We start from the raw sequence: 1868 nt of genomic DNA, 5'->3' as shown, positions 1-1868 counted from the left end.
GAAAACCCTTATCCATCAATGGATGCACCCCCTTAACTTATCTTAATGTACCCATGTAATTTGTAACATTTCTTAATGGAAAAGAATTCTCTCCATTTGCTAAAATGATAGCCATGTATATAGAAAAAGTTCCTAACCGTAATTCCCCCCCCGCTGTTCTTCGACCAGATTCCTACCGAGAAGGAGATCAAGTCAAAAAAAGAACCCTGGCCAATCTCTCAAAATTACCCGATGATATTATCGAAAATCTGAAACTGGCTCTTAAAGGAGCAACACTGTCCATGACTGAAGGCATTCCCAATCATTTTGAAGTGATTAGAAGTCTTCCTCATGGTCATGTGATGGCTATTTTAGAGACGATTAAAAAATTAGGTTTAGATAAAATAATCAGTGAAAAATCCTCACGAATCAGAAACTTAGTGGTGGCGATGATTGTGGCAAGAATCATCAATCCTAAATCGAAACTAGCCACAGCGAGAGGGTTTAATAGCGAGACTGGCAGTCAGAGTTTAGGACAATTGTTAGACTTAGAGAAAGCCGATGAAGACGAATTATATAACGCCTTAGATTGGTTATTAGAAAAACAAGAGAAAATTGAGAAGCACCTAGCAATTAAACACTTAGAATCAGGAACATTAGTCTTGTATGATGTCACTTCTACCTACCTAGAAGGAAATGGTTGTGAACTGGGAAAATATGGTTATAACCGAGATAAAAAGAAAGGGAAAACTCAGATAGTTTTTGGTTTGTTGTGTTCAGCTAAGGGTTGTCCGATAGCGGTAGAAGTCTTTGAAGGAAACACCTCAGATGGTGCTACTTTAGGTGGACAAATTGAGAAAGTCAGAAAGGGTTGGGGGATTGAGAATGTGGTCTGGGTAAGTGATAGAGGAATTTTAACTAACTCGAAAATCAAGGAATTAGTAAAACCGCTAGAAGGATTAGACTATATTACCGGTTTAACTAAGCCTCAAATTCGGAAACTGGCTGAGGTAGAAGTGATTCAATTAGGATTATTTGATCAGGTAAACTTGGTGGAATTTGAGAGTGAAGATTATCCCGATGAAAGATTAATTGCTTGTCGGAATCCCTTCATTGCCCAGAAAAATCAACTACAAAGAGAGGCATTATTAGAAGCGGTAGAGAAGGAACTAGATTTGATTGTTCAGGCGACTCAAAGGGAGAAAAGAGCTTTAAAGGGTCAAGATAAGATAGCTTTGAGAGTGGGCAAGGTTCTTAATCAGTTTAAGGTCAATAAATACTATAACCTAGAGATAACAGAAGAAGGCTTTTCTTATCAGCGTAAGCTGGAATTAATCGCTCAAGAAACGGCCTTAGATGGTGTGTATGTGTTAAGAACTTCTCTGGAGTCAACTTTGATGGATGCAGCGACGACGGTTAAAGCTTATAAAAGTTTATCTCAAGTGGAGGAGGCATTTCGCTGTTATAAGTCAATTGATTTAAAGGTACGTCCTATCTATCATTATAAGGGTGATAGAGTCAAAGCTCATATCTTTTTATGTATGTTGGCTTATTATGTGGAATGGCATTTAAAACAGTGCTTGGCTCCTTTGTTATTTGAGGATGAAGAAATTGATGATGGTTCTCTGAATGTGATTAAAGCGAGTCGCAGTGAATCCGCTCAGTCTAAAGAGAGAAAAAAACGGAATCAAGAGAACTTTCCTGTGCATAGCTTTCGGACTTTGTTGGAAGACTTGGGGACGATTTGCTTGAATACAGTGGAATGTACGATTAGGGAGGGAAGTTATCGTTTTTCTAAGATAACTCGACCGACCCAACTGCAACAAAAAGCGTTAGATTTATTGGGAGTTTCCCTGATTTGTACCCAGTAACGGGGCGGCGGAAATTCT

General features: G+C 38.7%; 1 protein-coding gene. It reads left to right on the top strand.

All coding sequences use genetic code 11. The annotated features are described in order from the left end of the window. Window positions 1-113 precede the first annotated feature (113 nt). The gene (locus tag PX482_RS15585; RefSeq protein WP_288122656.1) at window positions 114-1850 is read left to right on the top strand and encodes an IS1634 family transposase; all 1737 of its coding nucleotides are present in this window, start codon (window positions 114-116) and stop codon (window positions 1848-1850) included. The last annotated feature ends 18 nt before the right edge of the window (window positions 1851-1868 follow it).

Source organism: Microcystis sp. M53602_WE12 (assembly GCF_030065455.1).
Taxonomy (GTDB): Bacteria; Cyanobacteriota; Cyanobacteriia; order Cyanobacteriales; family Microcystaceae; genus Microcystis; species Microcystis aeruginosa.
Note: the sequence above shows the minus strand (reverse complement) of the source record. Positions and strands in the feature narration are given on the sequence as shown.